Genomic DNA, 20,796 nt, shown 5'->3' on the forward strand with positions numbered 1-20,796 from the left:
GTAAATTCTTTTAAATAGGTATCCAGTAATTGTTATCATTTCCAGTTTATTCGGTGTCAAAACCAAAAGCATATTTCACTAATATACCCTTGCTGAAAATGCACTTAATGTAGTAACCGAATTGATTATATCGCTTTACAAAGCCTGCCTTTTCATTCATAGCATATGTCAGTTGCTCCGTACTTCCGTTAGCATGGGTTTTGCAATTATTACCCAATATCTTCACCACCTCTTCCCGGCTAATGCCCAGCCGTATTTTACGGGAACTGACAAATACCTCAGCAGGAAGCACTACTACCTGTTTCGGCGCTTTGTAAGTGCTATCGATAAGCAGTATCTCAAATTCATCGACCGCATTTTTGCTTCCACCATAATGAAAGAACAAACGGAGCGCCTGCGTTTTGGATTTATTCACCAGCTCAATCCTTGGTAAGGATTTCCCCTGCTCAAACAGCTTATTCCAGATATTCTTCCCCAATACCTTTTCAGTGGAAACGTAATCATTCAGCCTTATACCGTTAACCGCCGTATCCGGTATAAGGCGCACAGGTTGCTGCCCGTTGACATACCGGGTTGATAAAAGCAGGATGATTGTTATAATAAGTATCTTATTCATCTTTTAAAATTTTATTCCCCGTTACTTCTTGTTCTGCGGCCACTGCCATTGTTATTGGGATTATTCAGGATGTTTATATTCACCCTGATGTTATCGTGCGACTGAAGATACTGACTCATAGTACTTTTAAACTGGAGCAGCCTGGCAGCATTTTCCTGTATGCCAATACATCCCTGCGTGCCAACATGCTCACCCCCATCAGGGTGGATCCTTAACAAAGTTCTGTGGGTACTGAACTGCGGATTTAAATTCAGGCTGAAGCCGACGCCATCCCTTGTCATTCCTGCATTGTAATTAGTGCTCCTCGGCCCCCTGTCCTGCAGGTTATCTGCCGTATATGCTCCATTCTCCGGGGAACCGTTCCCCCAGGGACCTCCAATTGCCTGGTAACTTGCCAGGGTAAGATGCCCTCCGTCATCAAACACCTGGTTAACGTTTAAGTTACCATTTCCTTCCGCAGGATTAGCGGCATTAGCCTGACCGGCAAATTCCAGTTTTGTTTCTCCCGTGGCAAATGAAATAAGGTTTGTACCCAGTTTGGAATCCAGGGTAGACAGTACATTATTAAACGTGGAAACGAACCTGTTGGCGTTTGCCTGTTTGGACAAGTCCACTCCCCCCGCCATAGCTGCTCCTTGTGCGGCAATATATGCCAATGCGTCTACTCTCACATTCTGGGTGGCGCCGGCATTGTTTACCGTACCAAGTACAGCCCCGTTTGCAATATTATAGTAAACGGTGGTATCTCCCAGGAAATCGGTATTAAAAACAGGCCCGTTCTTCATGGCAACATATGGGCTTTCGCCTTCAATCGCCTTGGGATCTATCTGTCTCCATCTTCCCAGCTGCGGATCATAATTTCTATAAAATGCATCATACTGGTTCAGGCCAAAATCGTTAGTGTGCTCTATCCCGTTAAACTTCAGTTTATTTGCCGGGTAGGCAGCTCCTTTTATTGCACTGGTGCTTATCCCCGCCATCGTCAACCCAAACGGGTAGTAATGCGTTTCTTCCACCAATGCGCCCTGTATATGATTCACCGCCAGGTTATCAAAAAATGCTGCAATATTACTTTCATTGCTGGTGTAAATATAAACATACCCGCTCTGTAATACAGGAATGGCATTACCGTTAGCGTCAAGCCGGGTATAGGTTTTATAGGTATCGGTGGCGCCCAGCGGCTCTGCACCGCTGCCATTATTACTGCTATAGGCAAACTGCTCATTGAGGAAAATCCAGTTCAGGTATGCTTTGGGTTTCGTGGTTTGCGCAGGGTTATTGTTGCTCATAAATGCCGTTACCGCCGGATTAAAAAAACTTCCGTTGGTACCTGTTTGCGGTAAACTTATTTTACCTGCTCCCGGCCCACTGGTAATGCTGGTGGCAAGGATAGATAAAATGTCGGCAAGAGGGCTTTGTTGTGTGGTGCCCGTGGCTGATCCCCGCCACCACATATCACAACGCAGCTCAATCTTGTCGCCCGCCATTACCTTCAACAATATTCCCGGACCTACTTTCCGGTCGCCTGTTACGCTGCTCAGTTTTGTCCAGTAGTTATTAGGATTGGTAGTTCCGTTTGCAGGCGGATTGGAAGTATTTGATTTCAGCTCACGTACAGAAGGTGTTACAGTATAATCCGCATTGGAATAATAGGGTATATAGTTATTAGGATCAGATAAATTATTTTTATCGGTCACATTTTCCATACCAGCTATAGGATAATTGATACGCTTTACTTCTTCTGTTAATACCATTCGCACATTTCCAAGATGATCTTTCAGGAAATAATCAAACACCAGCGCGGTTCCACCGGTAGGAATGGTGTTACGGATCCGGCCTTCTTCATGAGCAATGAATTGCAGTACCAGCGGACCTGTTCCTTTCTGCTCATACACCGCTCCCCCGATATAATAAGTGTTGGTAATGGTGCTGCCTTCCGTCACATTTTTTTTCCATTTAACACCGGATGCATCATAAGTGTAAGTGATGGTTCCTTTTCCTGCTACCGGTATGGCAACCGGCAGGTTCAGATGATTGTATGAGATGGCAGTAGTGATCCCTTTATTTTTATCAGTATTAAGATTTCCATTAGCATCGTAGCTAAAATCCGTAGCCGTTTTGGTGGATGCATTGTATTTAAAATCACCCAATGTGCTGGCATTGTCATTAAACCCGTCTGTAACGGCCTGGATGCGGTTTGTACCAGGAATATAAGTATAAGCCAGGTCATCAATCTGACTGCTGGCATTTAACTTCAGCCCCCATTGCTGCATACGGAGAATATTCCCGTTGGCGTCATAGGCAGTGGCAGGATCCGCACCGGTACTTCCCATTTTAACGGTATAATTAACCAGGCTGTTATTCCAGGCCCCATCACTGTTACGCTGTTCAAAACCGGCTGTCATCAGGCGGCTGAGGGCATCATAACTGAAGTCGTATTTCCTGGTAACGCCATCCCCAACGCTGCGCCAGGCAATTCCGCTGATATTACCGTTGAATTGTTGTGCCAGGTAATTCCTGGTGGAGGCATTGGCAGGTTTATCATACCCAATATCAAAACCAAACCAGTTACTGGTTCCCGGCGCTGATGCAACAGCCGGGTTAGTAAAATTCCTGTTCACGCCCAACAGCCATCCCCTGATATTATAGGTTGAATTCAGCGTTTCCAGCGGAGTGGATGCAGCAGGCTTTATTCCCAGCTTTTTACTATTCACCCGCCCAAGCGCATCATAGGCCGTTTCGGAAATAGTTTTGTAGGGTATCATAGTCCCGCTGTTTACCGTGGTATTGCTGATGGCTTTTTCCGTTTTTACCAGCCTGCTCAGGTCATCGTAAGTAAAGCGGGTTAGCAATATGGTAGTTTGCGCACCGGCGCCGGCAATTACCTGTCGCTGTGCAGTGATCAGCGGCTGACCAGCAAATGAATACTGGGTAGTTGTTACATCGAGCCCGCCGGTGAGGTTCCGGCTTTGCAGCTGTATGGTCCTTCCTTGTTTATCATAATAGGTAGCGGTATACAGCCAGGTACTGGTGCCGAGCACCTTTACCCTTCCTCCTGTAATCATTCCCTGCGTGCCTGTAGTGGCAGTAAGGGCCTGCGGATAAGGCCAGGTGGTATTGCTGGCAGCGGAAAAATAACTGTTATCTCCCGTAAAGAAACCTGAATTCAATCCATGCCCTGCATGTGCGGTGGCCGTGAGGAAATCATAGTTATCATAAAAAGTGCTGGTCATTTCTTCAAGACCGGAGGCGCCCACTGCGGGATAGCTGCTGCCGGTTGCCCCGGGAACAGCTGCCGCAGCAGTAATATGACTGGCAAAAGTAGTAGCTGTTGTCCATATACCGGTGGCAACAGGCCGGTTGCGGCTATCATACTGGAAATATTCCCATTTCCCGCTTCCCAGTATGGCATCCTGCCTGAGCACTAACCTGTCGCGGCTATCGTATACTAAGTACTGTGTACCGGCGCCGGGCATCTTTTTTATGATCAGCCGTTTCTTTGCATCGTATTCATAACGGAAACATTGCTCGGCCAATATGGTAGCATCAGTGAGCAGCCAGTTTGATGCGATCTGTTCCACGCCTTTAGGTTGTATAACGCATCGCAGCAATTTGAAATCGTCATAAATATAGTAGGTATTCAGCCACCCTGCATGGCCACTCCCCGCTCCTGCGTCGGATGCAGTCAGCTGCACTTTTTTAAGCACCACTTTGCCTTCTTTGTCTTTGAATTCAATAACCTGTTTACCATGTTCATTTACCTGGATGGTTTTAAATAAGGTTCCCGGGGGATATGCAGACGCAGTGGCGTAAGCGCTCAATCCACCTGTCGCGGCTATGGTCACGGTCCATAGCCTCACGGCATCGGTATTGGTATTCACAAGGTATCTGGTGCTGGTGTTCTTCTTCGTGGTCGATTCTGTGCCCACCCAGCTGTTGCCCGGTGCGTATACCTCGGAAACACGGTTCAGGGGCGATGCTTCGAAATTTGTTTTACCATAGAAATAAGTTTCCCCGGGATACGCCGCCTGTAAAAAGGCGGCCTGCTGTTCATATGGATTCTTTTTGAAAGATCCGTCTGAAATGGATGTGTTGCCATTTGTATTGTTGGCAGCAAAAGGCAAAAAAGAATACACCTCCCTCCCGTATACATCATAGGTTCTGGCAGTTACCAGGTCTGTTGCCGCGGTGGAAGACAGCGGGTTAGCCGGGTCAGTAACAAGGGAGCCTTTCTTCAGCACCAGCTCAAATGGCCGGCCCAGTCCGTCGATATACTGTGTACTGATCCTGGCATCCCTTAACGGGAGCGTATTCAGGATACCGGGGTTCGTTTGCGGAGAAGTGGCCGTGGCCGTATAAACACTATTCCCATCCTGTATGGTATAGGGTGCCGGAGTTTGCGCCTGCAAAGCTTTTGCGGGGATCATCATTAATAATCCGGTCAGGAAGCCGGAGTATGTTTTGAATACGTGCATCAATACAACTTTTATTAATTTCAATCGGTATAGCAATGATATCAGAAAGTGTATCCCCAACGGAATACAACAGAACGGTTCCCCGCAGGATGAAGGAAATCCCATAACAGCTGCAGCTTAGCGGTTTTCTTCCTGTACCTGATCTTTTTGGATACGCCCACAAGGCCAGAGGTTTGCCAGGCCAGGTTTCTCAGTGCTGCTATGCTTTCAAAACGGGCCAGGTAGTTTTGCTCCAGCCCTCCGCTGATCCAGATATTTCCAAATAATACATTATTCCCTTTGCCAGCCGCGGTGAGCTTCCAATCCAGGTAGCTGCGCAGGCCGATACCATCATGGGTGAGGTTTAATTTGTTCCATGCCTCCCCTAAACTGAATTTATAAGCAACACCTACTCCTGTAACCAGTCGGTCGTTCAACCGGTAGCCAAGCGAGAGGGCCAGGTCGTTACTGGCGGGGAACTGGTAAGCGCTCCGCTTACCGGTTTGCAGGTCAAATCCGTATTCCAGTCTTTTGAGAAAAGGTTTTGTACGCTGATTGTTTTTCCCCGAAGAAGGCATGGCAGATGCATCGTCGTCCATCATACCAGCGGATCTTAGCGAAGTGATTTTATTCCTGATATCTGTAAACCCTGCACCCGGGGCTGCTGCCTGGCTGGCGAGCTGCTGTTCCAGGTTAGCGGCTGCGGGGCCCAGCCGCTCCTGCAATAACGTTTGCAGGGTGGCACGTGTTTGCATGCCATTCATGGCTATTGCCACCATATCTGGTGCAGTATTGGTTTGCATCCCAAACAGGGAGGCAAGCTGACTGTTCTCCCGCAGGAACTTTTGGAACACTGGTACTTTGTTGAGCGCTTTTAATGCCGTTGCTTCCCAGTTTGCCGGCTTATTCAGTTCTTCTTTCCAGTTACTGAGGCGGTCCCTGTAATAAACAAGTTCCTTAGAATACTTTGCCACAGCACCTTTAATACTCCCCAACTGCGGATACTGCTCCTGTAAACCCTTCAGCGTCATTCCCCTTTCTGCCAGGAAACTTTTTATACTTTCTCCCCTTAACCAATCGCTCTTTAATCCCCCGATATTCTTCAATGCCCTGGTCACATGTTCCTTCCCCTCGGAGCCGGCGCCTAAAAAGTTCACCAGGCATTGAAGGGAATCCAGCCGGGGAATATATGGCTCCGCAACGCCATCTGCACCGGTGTTACCTGCGCGGTTGAATTTCTCCAGTAATTTCCCATAAACTTCGTTGGTACGTTGCAGGTAGTTCATGGCAGCTATGCTGTCCACTTCTTTCAGCTGGCTGCCGGCTTTGATTTCCACGGACCGCAGCTTTGTGATCAGCTTAAGCTGCTGCCGCTTTAACCTGGCCGACAGCGCCTGCTGCGCCTCTATTGTTTTATTTATATGATGACGGGTTTTCTGCGGAAGTGCAGCTGTTGTATCTGTCTTCTGGCCCAAAGCCGGAAGTGCCCACAGTAAAATCAAAAACCATTTTATCCGGATCATCATAACAGGAAGTTGATAATTGGTAAAGGGTATAGTCATATTTTAACCGCTACAGGGCAACGCAGCACATTGTACAGGATAAACAACACTCTCAACAGGTATAAATCAGGTATCAGTCGACAACATACCTATTATAAGTGTTTAATTGACGATTATAAAGGTTTCCATAGTTTTTCATTCATGATATCATACTTCAAATAAAAACCGATTTAAAACTACAGAAGACGACGCATAAAGACTTGGGACATTTGTACTATTACCAGGAAACATCAGGGATAACACTTGCTACGGTACAATTTCACTGGTAACAGTACAAATAAAATATTATTTTTTCATATTTGCAATATTTGTTCGGGTTATTTTCAGGATCCTCAAAAACGCACCACCGACCAAAACGCTTTTTTAGGCCGCAGGTCTTTATCGAACAATAGCGGATAGTCTTTCCGCCCGCGTACAGGAAAGTTATCAAGCCAGCTATGCCTGTCGGATATATTCCAGAAAGTTACACCGGTTAAAGCGTTGCTGTACTTCCTGAAAATTTCAAAACACATACTGAACTGTTCGATCTGCTGCTGCTCCCTGGCAGGGGTAAAAGCTTCTGCACTATCGCCCGCCTGTCTTCCTCTCATCTCATGCTCTTTTGGATAAACGGATACATCAAATTCAGTGATCTGTAATTTCAGGCCCAGCGGCAGAAAGTCTTTAAACGTATTTTCCAGCTGCTCCCTGCTAGGCTCATTGATGGCCCAATGCCCCTGCAACCCAATTCCATGAACCGGTATGCCTTTGCTCACAAGCCCATTCAACAGCTTTATTATTTTCTTCCGCTTTACCGGGTTAATTTCGTTGTAATCGTTATAAAATAACAACGCATCTGGGTCGGCCTCATGCGCCCACTGAAATGCCTTCTCAATAAATTCTTCGCCGCAGATCTGGTACCATAAGGAGTTCCGGCAAAATTCACGGGGATCATCACTTATCGCCTCGTTCACAACATCCCAGGCATATACTACTCCCTTGTATCTTTTTACTACGGTAGTAATATGCTCCTTCAACCGCTGCAGTAATACTTCTTTACTTACCTGCTGACCGTTGTTGTCTTTAAAGATCCATCCGGGCGCCTGTTTATGCCATACTAATGTATGGCCCCGCAACTTCATACCGTTTCTGCGGGCAAAGGCGGCCACGGAATCGGCATCCCTCCAGTTATACCATTGTTCACCCGGGTGGATAACACCCATTTTCATGGCGTTCTCGGGAGTAAGACTATTAAACTGGCTTATCAGCAACCCCGCTTCATCTGTTTGCAGGGCATGCGCGGAAACGGCCACGCCTATAGGAAAATAGTTCCTGTAATAATCCTTTAATCCCCCCGTTCCAGGAGCAATGGCAGGATGCGTACGATAGGCAAAGCAACAAACGCTCGCCAAAACGATCAAAGCAATAGCAGCATAGCTGGTGTATTTCATATGAAGATGATTTCATTAAACAGTTATTATCTGAATGCGCTCAAAGGCTGAATAGTACCGTCGCTGTTATACTTCATCTCCATTACCTTCACATTCCTCAGATGCGTTTTGCCCGACAGCTGTGTATCGTGGTAAAACAAATACCATTTGCCGCCAATTTCAATAATAGAATGATGATTTGTCCAGCCTTCAACAGGTTTCAGTATCACGCCCTGGTACTTAAAAGGCCCGTAAGGGCTATCCCCTATGGCATAGGCGATATTATGCGTATCACCGGTTGAATAAGAGAAGTAATATTTGCCTTTATACTTATGCATCCAGGCAGCTTCAAAAAAACGTTTGTCATTATCTTTTTCCATGAACAGCTTACCGTTGCTGTCTGTTATCTTCACCTCTGCCGGTGCGCCTTCCAGGCTTTTCATTCCAGGGGAAAGCTTTGCAACACGGGGAAGGATCGCCAGCTCATCTTTGTTACGCAGCTTTGCAGCAGCATCGTACCGGTTGTTGTTCCAGTGCTGTAATTGCCCGCCCCAGATGCCTCCGAAGTACAGGTAAAAAGAACCGTCGTCATCCCTGAATACGCAGGGATCAATGCTGTAGCTTCCTGCCAAAGGATCTTTCTCTGCTGTAAAAGGACCTTCCGGCCGCCTGGAAGTGGCTACTCCTATCCTGAATAATCCCTGCTTATCTTTAGCGGGAATGTACAGGTAGTAAGTACCTTGTGAAAAAGCCGCATCGGGCGCCCACAGCTGTTGCGATGCCCACGGTACGTCTTCTACGCGCAGTGCCACACCATGATCTGTTACCTTTCCCCCGATAGCATCCATCGAAAGGATACGGTAGTCGGCCATCCTGAAGTGATCCCCATTATCGTTCTCAACAGTTTTTGTGGCGGTGTCGTGAGAGGGATAAATATATATTTTACCTTCAAAATAATGCGCCGACGGATCGGCAGTATAAATATGCGATACCAGCGGCTGGGACGCATATTTACCGGTATCTTTTGCATTAGCCGCCTGCTGTGCGTTTGCCCGGATACCTGCAGCCATGTAAAGAAAGAGGCAGAGCAATATTCTGCTATAATAATCCTGATGCATATATTTTTTATTTAGATGAATAAAACGGATTCCGTATGCCTTGTCATTACCGGGTAACAGCAACTGTGCGCTCCTCCTTCCCGGCAACGGGCATATCGTTGGTAAAAGAAAACCAGTTCAAACCGGGCGACGGCGCCCCGTTGCCCCTGAACTTAAATGTCAGTTGGTGCGTTCCCGTTAGTTGCTTTACAGGTATGCGGACAGTGGTATAGGCTTTCGACAAGGTGGCAGGCAACGTTACGGACACATAGGGATGCGATGAATCTTTATCTGCATACACATCGATATGCCGTTGCCCCGGGGAAACCCGCAACAGGAGATACTTATAGCCATGCTCAAAATCTACCCGGTTAAACCGGATCCACGCGCCATCTGTTAAATGGCCTATATCCTGTTCCCCGGGATGGCTGGTATCAGCACTGGCTTTTACACGTGCCAGGTATATTTCATCATACATCTCCGCCTGCACCAACGAAGAGGCTTTAAAGAGATTGGGCGGCCCCTGCCGGGTATTCATACGGAACCAGTTGAAATCAACATAACCGCCGGTCTTCTGCGTGGCCTGGTTAAACAGCGTAAACCTGTTCCCGGTGAACATCTTCAGGTTGAATTGCATGTTCAGCGTATCCCCGATGGGAATAAAGCTGCGGTTATCAAAGCTATAGTAGAAATGAGCCTGGTTGCTGACAGTGTTTACCGACGCTTTTAAAAAGATCACCTGCCTTTTCCCTAAGGCAACGCTGTCAATGGTTTTCCCTGCATTTTTCATTATTATGAACTTCGACCGCTCCCCTGCCTTTACGCCTACTAACGCGTGAGGGAGTTGCAATACAGCAAGACCCGCAATATCTCCTGCCTGCATCCGGCTCACATCCAGCTCCGTGGTAGCATCAGAGAAAGGGCCGAATATCCGCTGCGTTAACGAGTTTCTTGCCTGGGGAAGATCAGCGGCAATATTGCTGGTAATTAACCGTAAATACCCCTTGCGCACTGCCAGGGACCATGCGCTGTCGTTCGGGTTATGATTCCATGCCCACTGCATTCCCAGCCTGCCGTCGTTGAACTCATCGCTGGAAGGTAGCACACGCACCGGTGCGCTAACCCCTGTATTGGGTTTGGTATGAGTAACTACAGCGCGCCCATCTTTTCCCACTATAGGCCAGCCATCCACCCATTGAACGGGCTGCAGAGTGGGCACTCTCCCTACGCCTACCCTGTCCTGGAAAATAATGCTCCACCATTCCCCTTTCTGCGTTTCAACCAATGCCCCCTGGTGCACTCCCTTGCCATGTAGGTTCATATCATCCCGTAATACAATCTTTTCTTCATAGGGACCATAGACATTTTTTGACCGCAGGCAGCTCTGGTAGCCGTCCCCGCCTCCATAGGTGGCATAGATATAATAGTACCCGTTTATCTTGTAAACATGCGCCCCCTCCAGGCCCGGCCTTTGCACCTTGTCAAACACCACGCTGTCCTTCCCTATAGGCGCAAGGGTTGAATCCACCTCCGTCACCGATATCCTGGAATAGCCATGCGCTATATATATGCGCCCGTCGTCATCAAAAAACAGCCCCGCGTCGTAATAGGGTCTTACCAGCTTTCGTATTTCCCAGGGACCTTCCGCCTTTGTTGCGGTACATAAAAAACCGCCTTCATCCAGGGTAAGGAAAAGGATATGGAATTTCCCGTTATGATAGCGGATGCTGCTGGCCCACTGCCCTTTCCCATAACGGTTGCCGCCGTTTAAATCATAAAACGGATGTTGCTTAAACTGCTGCACCGCGTTTGAAGCATACTCCCAGTTCACCAGGTCCTTTGATTTCAACACCGGCACACCGGGGAAAAAATACATGGTGGTGGTTACCATATAGTAAGTATCGCCCACACGGATCACGTCATTATCCGGGAAATCAGCCCATATCACCGGGTTGGTATAAGTGCCGTCTTCATTATCCGACTGCTGTGCACGCAGAGAAGTGCCAGTCAGCAAAAGGAACATAACGAGGTATCTTTTCAAAAATTTCGTGGATAGATTGTTACACATCTTTATAGAATTACATGGCATGCTGTCGTTTTGTCTATGCTGGACATTTCGTCACTGCGTTTAATATCATCGCTTGGCAACACCTGTCCCGCAGCTGATGACGGTAAAACAAAAATACCCGGGCCATTTTTCTGCCGATAGCTCATTTGTTGAAATTCATAGCACAATTGTCGTTCAGACAATAATTTGCATTGTAACGGGCTGCCGCCGGACATACCCCACACATATATTACTTTTAAGATTGACTTACAATACTTAAATTCGACAGAAGAAATGAATTCAGCCAGAACCCACGTATGAAAAATTCAACCAACATCTTGCTTTTAACGACTGCCACCTATGTTTAAATATAAACTTGCCTGTTGCTGTTGCCTGCTACTCCTGGCCCGGATAAGCCCGGCCCAGGTGAAAAAGATAAATTTCACCACACTGGCCTCAAAAGACGGGCTGATCTCCAATGCGGTGAACTATATTATCAAAGATCATTACGGCCTGATGTGGTTTGCCACAGACGACGGCCTGAATAAGTTTGACGGTACCAATTTTACCGTTTACCGGCACAATCCGGCCGACTCCTCCAGCCTGAGGGCAAATGAAGTATTAGTGCTGCATGAAGATAAAACCGGTAACCTCTGGATAGGCACCGGCGGCGGTGGCCTTAGCCTGTACAACCGCAGGAAGGACTCCTTCATTCACTTTCCTGTAAATGCCAATACTCCTGAGCTCCCCCAGAATGCAGTTATAATGGACATCTGCAGCGATACATCCGGGAAAGTATGGATAGCGCAGTTCGAAAACCTGTTCTTCCTCAACCCCGCCACCCGGGAAATTTCCAGGATCAGGCTTCATACAGGAGAAGAAAACCCTGATGCCACAAAAGCACTGGCCTGCGTTTTTGTAGACCGTAAACAACAGGTATGGGTAGGCACCACCACTGGCCTCTACCGGTATTCCCCGCGCAACGGCGCCTTAAAGCTGATACTTAACAACAGCGCCGGAGCCGGCGCAGCGGATAATGATGTAAGGGCTATTACGGAAGACAGGAACGGCCGGATCTGGGTAGGCACGGCCACCGGCCTTTGCCTGCTGCAGCCCGATGGCGCCGGATTTACCTCCTATGCCGGGATAAGCGGGAACACCATCTTCAATAACATACAGGTGAACTGCATAGAACCGGATAACGACGGACAGCTATGGATCGGCACAGAGACAGGACTGATCGTTTTTAGTACAGACACCAACACATACAATCACTATTTTCCCGATAATGAAAATATTTACAGCATCGCCAGCGCTTCAATAAAATGTACTTATATCGACAGGCAGGGCATCTACTGGATCGGTACCTTCCGGGGCGGTGTCAATAAATACGACAAAAACCTGAACCTCTTTAATTTCAAACCGGGTACCATTTTCCATGTGCACAACCGCAAATCCTCTATAGTAAGCGCTTTTGCGGAAAACAGCGATGGGAGTATACTGATCGGCACCGATGGCGGAGGCCTGTTCGGGTTCAACCGCCAAACCGGTAAAGTACAGCCGCTAGACATTCCCCTCCCCGCCAGCAATTACCTCTCCATCATGGCCCTTCACTATACCCGTGAAAAGAAACTGTTCATCGGCACTTATGCCTACGGCCTGCTGATCAGGGATATGGCCACCGGCAGTTATAAACACCTGGTAAAAGGCCCCGGCCCGGGCAACCTGAACGCTAATGATATTTTTTGTATAAAGGAAGATAGTAAAGGCAATGTTTGGGTAGGAACCAACGGCGGTGGCGTGAACATTTTAAAGAATGATGAAATCGTTGCGCGGTTTACTCCCCATCCAAGACCCGGTATACCCGGCGAAAAAAAACTGCCGCTTAATGGATACATCAGGACCATCGAGGAGGATGCAGCAGGAAATATCTGGATAGGCACACATGGTGGCGGAATAGGTGTATACCACCCCGCTACCGGACAATGGGATATCTATACACAAAGCAACAGCCAGCTGTCCGGCGATAAGATCCAGGTGATACTGCACGACAGCCGCGGCAACATGTGGGTAGGCACGTATGGCGGGGGACTGAGCCTGTTCGACAAAGCCACCGGGCGGTTCATCAACTACGCTGAAAAAGACGGGCTACAGAATACCACCATCTACCAGATCCTCGAAGACAGGGACCATACCCTCTGGCTCAGTACCAATACCGGTATCAGCAGTTTTAATACTATCTCAAAAAAGATCCGGAACTATACGCATTACAACGGCGCGCAGAATAATAACTTCGTTCATACATCCGGTATACGGTTGTCTGATGGAGATGTTATGTTCGGCGGACTTGAAGGCTTTAATTATTTTACGCCCTGTAGTTTAACGGTGAATAAAAATGTACCGGTTGTGCTGCTAACGGATCTAAAGGTATCCAATAAATCAGTGGTACCAGGGGAAGACAGTCCCATTAAAGACCATATTTCCGTTACCGGCGATATCAGGCTTGAATACAAACAGAATTTTGCCCTCAGCTTCGTGGCGCTGAATTATACCATCCCCAGGAAAAATTATTATGCCTACAAACTGGAAGGGTTCGATAAAGACTGGAACTATACAGGAACCGCCAACACCGCCTCTTATACCAACCTGGATCCTGGGGTATATACCTTTCATGTAAAAGCAAGCAATAACGACGGCATCTGGAACACCGGCGATACTACCATAAAGATCTATGTACGGCCACCGTTCTGGCGCACCATTTATGCCTATATATTTTATGTGGTTGTTATTTGCGCGCTCCTGCTCTATAGCCGGTACCTGGGCATTGCCAGGATAAGAAAGAAGTTCCTGGCGGAACAGGAAAAACAGGAGATCAAACGTATGCGTGAGCTGGACCGGATGAAAATTAAATTCCTCACCAATCTCAGCCACGATTTCAGAACCCCTATTTCACTGATCCTGGGGCCGGTGGAACAACTGATTGCCGGGGAAAAAACCAGCAACAGGATTGAAAAGCTGAACATGATCAAACGAAACTCCAGGCGGCTGCTCAACCTCGTGAATCAATTGCTCGACTTCAGGAAGATGGAGGAACATGAACTGAAACTGCAACTGTCAAAGGGAGAACTGGTAGCTTTCATGAAGGAAGTTACAGATTCCTTTATCGATTTTGCCGAACGTAAAAAGATCCGGTTTACTTTCAACAGCGCCCTGGAATCCCTGTTTGTTTTTTTCGATCACGATAAAATGGAACGCATCCTCTTCAACTTACTTTCAAACGCATTCAAATTCAGCCTGGAACATGGTACTGTAACGGTGGAATTAAAATTGTCGGAAAAGCCCGCCGCTCCCGGGCAGCAATGGGTGCTTATAGTGGTGAAAGATACCGGCATCGGTATTCCTAAAGACAAAAGGGAAAAAGTATTCGACCACTTCTTCCAAACCAATACCAGCTCCGCAATACTCAACCAGGGCACCGGCATCGGGCTGTCTATCACAAAGGAATTTGTTAAAATGCACGGGGGCACTATTGAAGTGGAAAGTGAATCCGGGCAGGGCGCCGCCTTCTCTGTTCAGCTTCCATTGCAGATAGCTGAACAACACATTCCTGCATCTGCGCCATTGCCTATAACATTGCCGCCCGCGCAGCCAGTACTGCAGGAAGGAGCAGCAGGGCCTGAAAATTTCCCCGAAATGTCAACCATCTTACTGGTGGAAGATAATGAGGATTTCAGGTTCTATCTTAAAGACAACCTCCGCAACAGTTACAAAGTAATAGAAGCAGCCGATGGAAAAGAAGGCTGGCAAAAAGCACTGGCACTGCACCCGCATATAATTGTAAGCGATATCACTATGCCGCAGATGGATGGCATCAGCCTGCTGCAAAAACTCAAATCCGATAAAAGAACCAGCCATATACCGGTTATATTGCTCACGGCGCTTACCAATGAGGAACAACAGCTATCAGGACTGGAAACCGGCGCTAACGATTATCTCATCAAGCCGTTTAATTTCGAGATCCTTCATGCAAAGATCCGGAACCTGCTGCATCTTAACCATACTTTGAAAAACACTTATACCAAACAAATAAAAGTACTCGCCCCCGAAGTGCAGGAGGAATCATCAGAAGAAAAACTGCTTAATAAGATCGTAAGCCACCTGGAAGAAAAACTAACCGATTCACAACTCTCCGTAGAGAGCCTCAGTAAAGAAGTTGGCATGAGCCGGAGCTCCCTGTATAATAAACTGCTGGAGCTCACAGGGCAAACACCTGTGGAATACATCCGCTCCTACCGGCTGGAAAAAGCAATGACCCTCCTGAAAAAAAGCGATATGACCATTGCCGAAATCGCTTACCAGGTAGGATTCTCCACGCCCAACTATTTCGCCAAATCATTCCGGAATAAATACAATATGCTTCCATCTGAATTTGTTGCACAGATCAAAAAAGGCAGCACCGGCGAAAAAGCATGCTAAAAGAAAGAGGCTGTATCATAACTAACTTAATGGGTGTGAGAATCGCATATACGAAAATTTTCTCCACCCGGTACCCGAGTAAAATCGGGTAAAAGTTATTTATGATACAGCCTCTAACTATTAAAAGATTATAAAATCAACGAAATCATCATCATCCTGAATCAGACAAAATTATTTTGCATTGGCTTCCAGCGCCTGCGCAGTGGCTGCATAACCCAGCTTTCTCACATACGCTTCTGTCCAGATCCCTATTGGTTCGCCTGCACGCCAGGAGGAATTCGCCCGGCTGTCTAAAGGGCTCCAGATCGTAATGCCATAGCGTTGCTTTGCAGGGATCAGCTCAAAATATTTATCGATTACATACTTATACATATCGGCCTGGGCTTTGTAATGTGCAGCAGTGGCCTCCGGTGTTTTCACGCCTACGCCTATATCCAGTTCAGACACCTTGATCAGTTTCCCCGTAGCTGCCAGCAACTTGAACATCTCCGCAATATTCTCTTTGCTGGTACCCGCGTTGATGTGCATTTGCGTACCAATACCGTCTACTTTGGCGCCTTTACTTTCTATGTAATTAACATAGGCGATCAGGCCCCGGCATTTATCCAGGTTGTATTCAAGATTATAGTCGTTGATAAAATGAATATCCGTTGCGTTACCATATTGCCTGGCCATTTTAAAAGCAGTTACAGCATAGTCCTTGCCCAGGTAATCCTGCCAGAAAAATTCATCTGCCGCAATATTGGGTCTGCCTGCCGCTGTTTTCAACTCATACGGATTACCATCGTCCATGGGCTCATTTACAACGTCCCATGCTTTTACCATTGACTTCCCCGCTCCTACCATGCCGCTCATCCATTTATCAAGCGCTGTATTGAGGATATACTTCTTTTCTGCCGCAGTTTTTTCCACGATAGTAGTAGCGCCGCCGGTAGCCTTTGTGTTCTTTAATACCACATCATCGATATAAACAGTGCCGGCAAATTCACCATAACTAAAAACCAACCGCGCCCTGTCTGCCGAAGTAGCAGTAGTGGCTACACTCACCTGCTTCCATTCAGTGGTAACCGCTACCTGTCCGTACCCGTTGGAGGAATAGTCGGCGCTTTGCAGTTCCGGGCGGATTATTCCTGCAGCAGTGCCTTTCACCCAGAAACTCAGCTCGTAAGTTTCTCCATTATCCAGCGGGGTGGCAAAGTTATAGCTGGTTTGTACATCCCAGTAATTGGCTGCTTTAGCAGGATTGGTTACGAAAAAGGCCTTGCCTTTGTTTCCTACTCCCATGCCATCGGCAGTAATACCGCGGGTAGAGCTGCCTCCCCAGCCTCCCCAACCGCTTCCGGATTCGAAATCACCATTGCTTACCAGGTTGCTGACCACAGGCGTACCCTGGGTATCATATACGTATAAATTGTTGATGTCGATATAATAAGTCACACCGGCTTTGTACCCCAGGTCAAAATGCAGCTTAATATGATCACCGGAAAAATCATCTATGGTAAAGCGGATCTCTTTCCATGAAATCCCTGTAGTGAAGGTAGGAGAAGCCGTGCCTGTTTTGGTCCAGTCTACCGATGGCGTATTGTTCTTCAATCCTTCAAAAGAGATCCTTCCTTCACCAGCCACATCTGATTTGATGTACATCACCACTTCGTACTTATGCGTCTTATTCACCACTACGCCTGGTGTTATTAACTGCAGGTCAGTGGCTGCCGACGAGCCGCCGCCTGCTACCAGCTTAATGGCCTTGTTGCCGGCTCCCATGCCTTCGCCATCTGCAATGGAAATACCGGCCCCGGGGTGCGCGAGACTCCAGCCGGTAAAAGTTTTATCCTTCAACCCTGCAAGGCTCAGGTCATTCGGATAAGCGGGAGATGTTACCAATAAAGGGCTGAGCAATCCCTTCAGGTAAGCGGCATTCTGGTTGGCATGCCACATCAGGGTATGACCATATACCTGCATGCCCGATTCTCCTGCCGTTTGAAGGAATGAATTTACTTTCACGAGATCTAAGCTGCCATCAGCTTTCACAACCGCGCCATGTTTCATTTCATAGCCCAACACAATTTCATCGAAATTCCTGTTGGCTAACCGGTACATCACTCCCTTATCCAGGTATTCCTGCAAACCCAGCGCCACTCCCAGCTTAAAGCCCGGATGGGCAACCCGGTCAATATAACTCTTCAGCGCCGGGTAAGCGTCTATGTCTTCCTGCGCCGTAATGCTTTCAGGTTTATCTACATCAAAATCAAGCGGCTTGTACTTACTGCAGGAAGTAATAACGGCCATTCCCATAAAACCAAGAACTATTTTATAAAGTCGATTCATAAAAATTACTTTAGTGGTTATTTACTTACTGGCGTAAATGTTTCCATAGTTACGGCCCTGTCCCTTAATACCAGCGTGTCTGATGTAGCCACCTGCATACCCGCCACGGTAACCTTGTAATCAAGATAAAGCGCATCGCGGTCCTTACTGCCCCAGCTGTTCTTCTCTCCCCTTTTTACAAACTGTCCATTTCCTGTTGCGGTGAAACCAGCACCGGCAGCGGAAATGGTACATTTGTTCTGGTCATCGAACGTAAGCAGCAGCGTACAATAAATATTCACGCCGTCCTTGTCTTTATACACTACCGGGAATTCCAGTTCCTTCACAGAGCGGGTGTTTAGCTTATTCACCTCGTCCAGCTCCACGTATTCTTTATGCCTTACAATGGTTTGGTTTATATTTCCGGACACTACATCCTTTCCCCTGCGCAGGTAATTCCCATGCCAGGTGTTCACGTATTTCACAGCATAGAGGATAAAGTCCTTTCCATTTAGTATGGAGTCGGCTCCCTGTTTATCGGTCATACGCAGCGGGATCACATAAGTATTCCGTATGGTTTTGGGATCATTGAAGAAAGCATCCGTGAGCTGTACTTCCACTCCGCCTGCAAGCGTGCCTTCGGGGATCACGATCTCATTGGCGGCAAGTGAATAATAATTCGCAGGCATAGGCAGGATCTCATCTTTCCCTGCACCAAACAGCAAACCATTTCCCAGCAGGGAATTGTCGATCCTTATCCCGATATGCAGATCTTTCTTACTGTAATAAACGCCTCCGGTGGTGGCCATGATCTTGCATTTGCGCTGGTTGTCCAGTTCCGTGCTGAATATATCTTCACCGAAAGTAATGGTCCGCACAGGATACTGGTAGGCGAAATACACCGTCTGGTATTCATAATCCGGGAAGGTTACCTCCTTGTTGCATGCTGCCAGTACAAAGAGCAGTATGATGGGCACTAAAAACTTTTTCATCTTCATTAATTTCAAAAATCAGGGAAAAATTATTTCGTTATAAGGCATATCCTGTTAGCGCCAGCCTTTGTTCTGTTCCAGGGATCCGAACTTCAGGATCTCCCCGTAAGGAATAGGGCCATAGATCATGAAGGGCTGGAACTGCCGGCTTTCCACGTTTATAATGGAGTAGTTGTTATTGCGGATGCTCACGCCTTTGGCGGTTTCACCAAGACTTGCATTCCAGCGGCGGAGATCCCAGAAGCGGAAGCCTTCAAAACACAGCTCTATTCTCCGTTCATTCCTGATAAGCGCCCTCATCTGCTCCTTGCTGCCTTTCATTTCTTCCAGGTAAGGATCGCCGTTGGTAGTGCCTACGCCTGCTCTTGTGCGGATAGCCTTAATAACATCATACGCGGAGAAGCTGTAGGCGCCGGTGCCTGTTGGTCCCCAGGCTTCATTGGCAGCTTCTGCGTAGTTGAGAAAAATTTCTGTGTACCGGATATGTGGTTTATAATGCCGCTGATTGTTTGCCGAGTTAGGATTAAGATTCACATCCTGGCGCAACAGCTTACGCAGGTAGTAGCCGGTGCGTGTGGAGGTTTCTACCTTATTCAGCGCATCATTGGTGGGCCCGTCGGCTGCAGTATTGATCATTGAATTATTCGGGCCTGCGGTACCGCCGTTCACTAAAATGAACGTACGTAACCGGGGATCCCGCCCTGCGTAGGGATTGGAGGCATCATAACCGCTGGCGGCATCGGTAATGGGACGCCCGTTTGCCATAGGGAATGCATCCACCAGGTTTTGCGTGGGATTGATACGTCCGTTGCCAAACAAACTGGGTGGAAAATTGGCTTGCTCCAGGTCGCGGTTATCGCCATAATTATTTCTCCAGAGAATTTCGGGAGGATTGGCCCCATCGGCCAGCCCGGCTATTTCTGAGGCATTGGAATACCAGGTAAGGCCGTTGGCCGCTAATGCTCCTATCCCGCCTTTCAGGGCAATTACTTCCCCGGCATAGTTTGCGGCATCTGCCCAGGCGTTGGTGGCGCCGCTCTTGTTGAAAGCAGGGCTTGCAGCCAGCAATGCGGCCTTGGAGCGGATGGCCTTTGCAACGCGGCCGGTGAAGAAGCCACGGAAAGCGGAACCAAAAGCGCGGTCGTATTGCTCTTTGGTAACCGTGCCATACTTTGCAGGAATAAGCGAAGCATTGGCAATATTCTCATAGTCTGTCGGGAGTAACTGGTCGGCCTGAGCCAGATCACTATAGATCTGCTTCATGCATGCTTCAAAATTGCTCCTGGGTTTGTTGAAATCGGAATTTGTTCCCTGTACTTCAAGATTGATAGGCACTCCCAGTATAGCGGAGCTTTCAGACATGCCGGCATGCGCCTGCAGCAGGTGATAATAAAAAAGAGCGCGCAAACCATAGGCCTCTCCTTTTATACGCATGGCAAACAACCTGCTTACATCCGGGTCTGTAGCCCATTTCACGGTATCAACATCCCTCAGTGTGATGTTGAGATATTGTATAGCGGCATACGCATTGGTCCACTGGTTAAGCGGGTTATTGTTGGCGGTCCATTGCCCGTTGGCGATTTTCAGGAACTGATCGTTCTGGTCATTTGATACGGCATCGTCGGTTGCCACATCATTAAACGACCATGAATTGGTGGGTATGCGGTTATAACCATTCAGCAACACGCCAAATGGCAGCCCTGCATCATTGGGTGTATAATTCCCCGGGTTCAGCTCCCGGTTATTCTCTATCTCCGGTGTCAGCAGGTCTTTACAGCCGGTGAGCAAAAAAACAGATGCCAGGAAAATGATAATATTTCTTTTCATAAAGTGGAA

Annotated in this window: 10 protein-coding genes; 1 reads left to right on the plus strand and 9 read right to left on the minus strand. The window is 47.7% G+C overall.

What is annotated here, in order from left to right; all coding sequences use genetic code 11:
- Positions 1-46: 46 nt before the first annotated feature.
- The 6 genes from FN124_RS24355 to FN124_RS24380 form a co-directional block, all read right to left on the minus strand.
- Positions 47-616: a hypothetical protein gene (locus FN124_RS24355; RefSeq protein ID WP_142687372.1), complete on the minus strand. Its 570-nt coding sequence runs from the start codon at positions 614-616 to the stop codon at positions 47-49.
- Positions 617-627: 11 nt separating this feature from the next.
- The gene (locus FN124_RS24360; protein WP_185937352.1) at positions 628-5,091 is read right to left on the minus strand and encodes a DUF6443 domain-containing protein; all 4,464 of its coding nucleotides are present in this window, start codon (positions 5,089-5,091) and stop codon (positions 628-630) included.
- Between the two features lie 41 nt (positions 5,092-5,132).
- Positions 5,133-6,572, minus strand: coding sequence for a hypothetical protein (locus tag FN124_RS24365; RefSeq protein WP_142687374.1), 1,440 nt, complete (start codon positions 6,570-6,572; stop codon positions 5,133-5,135).
- A gap of 392 nt (positions 6,573-6,964) precedes the next feature.
- A complete protein-coding gene (locus tag FN124_RS24370; protein WP_142687375.1) occupies positions 6,965-8,062 on the minus strand; it encodes an endo-1,4-beta-xylanase in 1,098 nt (365 codons plus the stop codon).
- A 26-nt stretch (positions 8,063-8,088) separates the two neighbouring features.
- Entirely contained in the window at positions 8,089-9,159 is a 1,071-nt protein-coding gene (locus tag FN124_RS24375) for a glycoside hydrolase family 43 protein (RefSeq protein ID WP_142687376.1), read from the minus strand.
- Positions 9,160-9,205: 46 nt separating this feature from the next.
- Positions 9,206-11,179 carry a family 43 glycosylhydrolase gene (locus FN124_RS24380; RefSeq protein ID WP_221887888.1) on the minus strand — a complete coding sequence of 658 codons (1,974 nt, stop codon included), beginning with the start codon at positions 11,177-11,179 and terminating at the stop codon, positions 9,206-9,208.
- Between the two features lie 432 nt (positions 11,180-11,611).
- On the opposite strand from FN124_RS24380, the gene FN124_RS24385 reads away from it, so the two are divergent.
- A complete protein-coding gene (locus FN124_RS24385) occupies positions 11,612-15,661 on the plus strand; it encodes a hybrid sensor histidine kinase/response regulator transcription factor (protein ID WP_185937354.1) in 4,050 nt (1,349 codons plus the stop codon).
- 171 nt (positions 15,662-15,832) lie between these two features.
- Here the strand turns inward: FN124_RS24385 and FN124_RS24390 are convergent, their stop codons facing one another.
- Genes FN124_RS24390 through FN124_RS24400 form a run of 3 tightly spaced genes read right to left on the minus strand, consistent with a single transcriptional unit; the run spans position 15,833 to position 20,787 of the window.
- Entirely contained in the window at positions 15,833-17,989 is a 2,157-nt protein-coding gene (locus FN124_RS24390; RefSeq protein WP_142687379.1) for an endo-1,4-beta-xylanase, read from the minus strand.
- Positions 17,990-18,006: 17 nt separating this feature from the next.
- Positions 18,007-18,960 carry a DUF5627 domain-containing protein gene (locus FN124_RS24395; protein WP_221887889.1) on the minus strand — a complete coding sequence of 318 codons (954 nt, stop codon included), beginning with the start codon at positions 18,958-18,960 and terminating at the stop codon, positions 18,007-18,009.
- 54 nt (positions 18,961-19,014) lie between these two features.
- A complete protein-coding gene (locus FN124_RS24400; RefSeq protein WP_142687381.1) occupies positions 19,015-20,787 on the minus strand; it encodes a RagB/SusD family nutrient uptake outer membrane protein in 1,773 nt (590 codons plus the stop codon).
- Between the last annotated feature and the right edge of the window lie 9 nt (positions 20,788-20,796).

Origin of the sequence: Chitinophaga polysaccharea, assembly GCF_902150045.1 — a bacterium.
In the GTDB taxonomy this organism is placed as follows: Bacteria; Bacteroidota; Bacteroidia; order Chitinophagales; family Chitinophagaceae; genus Chitinophaga; species Chitinophaga polysaccharea_A.